The 1,896-nt window shown below is 35.5% G+C and carries 1 protein-coding gene and 1 pseudogene; one reads left to right on the top strand and one right to left on the bottom strand.

Going from position 1 to position 1,896, the window contains the following annotated elements:
- Positions 1–1,300 (bottom strand): RNA-guided endonuclease InsQ/TnpB family protein (locus H7N69_RS07785; RefSeq protein ID WP_187885367.1); only part of this gene is annotated, 1,300 nt, incomplete at its 3' end.
- A gap of 51 nt (positions 1,301–1,351) precedes the next feature.
- Between H7N69_RS07785 and tnpA the strand changes: the two are divergent.
- Positions 1,352–1,802, top strand: a pseudogene (tnpA, locus tag H7N69_RS07780) (IS200/IS605 family transposase).
- Positions 1,803–1,896: the final 94 nt, after the last annotated feature.

The raw sequence follows: 1,896 nt of genomic DNA, 5'->3' as shown, positions 1-1,896 counted from the left end.
GTGAATTACCCAATCGCTTTAGCGATTGGGCTTTTTCTTGATTCATCGCTCCATAACTAGCTAGATCTAATATGTTGCCATATTTAGAACTAACCCCATTAGAGGAAGCTCCACAAGCTTTGATGCACCCATTAGTGTGATGAGTGTAATCGCTTCGGATAATCCCTACCCTAGCTTTATCTGTCTTTACTTTATGCCTCTCATCTAGCATGCCTAAAGCGTAGTTTCTGATATTGACGCTCGCATTGTAATCTCTGTGGTGTGTGGTTTGACAATGAGGGCAAGTGAATTTGGTGATCCCCTCATGTTTTTTGCCTGTATTGAACCCACAATAAGAACACAATTGAGAGCTAGGGAAAAATCTGTCTATGTGTAAAAGGGTTTTCCCTTTTCTTTGGGCTTTGTATTCTAGCATAGTAAGGAATTTCCCCCAACTCGCATTAGCAAGGCTTTTAGAATGATAGGTTCTCATAAGACCTTTAACATTCAAAGTTTCCACTCCTATCAAATCGTATTGATTGGTTATCTCATTACTGATTTTATGCAAGTAGTCATCTCTGGTGTTTGAACAAGCTAAATGCAATCTAGCTACCTTTTTAGCTTGTTTGTTCCTGTTGTTTGAGCCTTTTACTTTTTTACTTAATCTCCTTTGCGCTTTAGTGAGTTTCTTTTCTAATTTTTGATAAAAACGAATGTGTGGGTATTCTATTTTATCGCTTGTAATAATGAGCGTTCTTAAGCCCATGTCTAAACCTACCGCTTTTTTAATGATGGTAGGTTTAGGGATAGGCTCTTTAGTTTCATAGGATAGAGAACAAAAATATTGATCGGCTATGCAAGAAATAAAAGCCTGTTTGATAACGCTATCTTTAGGCAATTCTCTGTGTAATTTAGCCTTAATGCCCTCTTTGAATTTAGGGAGAGCGATGGTTTGAGTTTCTGTTTTGATCTCTATGTTTTGGGGGATTGCAAAAGATTGTTTAGCGTTTTTTTTAGATTTGAATTTAGGGTATCTCGCTCTTTTGCTAAAGAAATTATCATAAGCGCTCACAAGCTGTCTTAACGCCATTTGCAAGCTTTGAGAATTGCATTCATTGAGATAATGGTATTTTTCTTGCCGCTTGATTTGGGTTAAGACTTTTTGCATGGTGAAGTAAGTTTCTTTGATGCCTTTTGCGTATTGTTTTTGTCGGTAATCTAAAAAGTAGTTATACACGACTCTAGAACAGCCAAAATGTTTAGAAATCAATTCTTTTTGTTGGGCGTTAGGATAAATTCTAAACTTGATAGCGTTAAGCAAAACGACTCCCTTGTTTTTATCTTGTATTATTATACAATGTTTATATAAATAATGAATAGGGATAGAGGAATGAGAAAAAACCATTACCCATTAAGGGGGTATATTTCAACCAATAGAAGCAAGCATAATCTAAAAGCCCATTTGATTTTAGTGTGTAAGTATAGAAAAAAGTTGTTGCAAGGGGATTTGAATGATTTTATTAAGTCTGTTATAGATGAGATAGCCACCCAAAGTCATTTCATTATCATTGCGATGGAAAGCGATATAGATCATTTGCACTTAATGGTTCAATATATCCCTAGAAAGAATGTCTATTAGCTCCATTATTGCTAAAATCAAACAAATCACCACTTATAGAGTTTGGCGCGATAAAAGATTTATCCCCTTATTGCAAAAACACTTTTGGAAAGAAAAAACTTTTTGGACTGATGGATTTTTTGCTTGCTCTATCGGTGAAGCTAATCCTGAAACTATCAAGGCGTATATAGAAAATCAAGGTTAGTTTCACTGAAGGTTTTTATATAGTTCCTAGCGGAACTAAAGCATTCATCCCAAACACTAAAGATATTTGGGATTTCTGCTTGGGGGGTTTAAAA

It is taken from the genome of Helicobacter pylori (assembly GCF_014497725.1).
GTDB lineage: Bacteria > Campylobacterota > Campylobacteria > Campylobacterales > Helicobacteraceae > Helicobacter > Helicobacter pylori_DE.
Note: the sequence above shows the minus strand (reverse complement) of the source record. Positions and strands in the feature narration are given on the sequence as shown.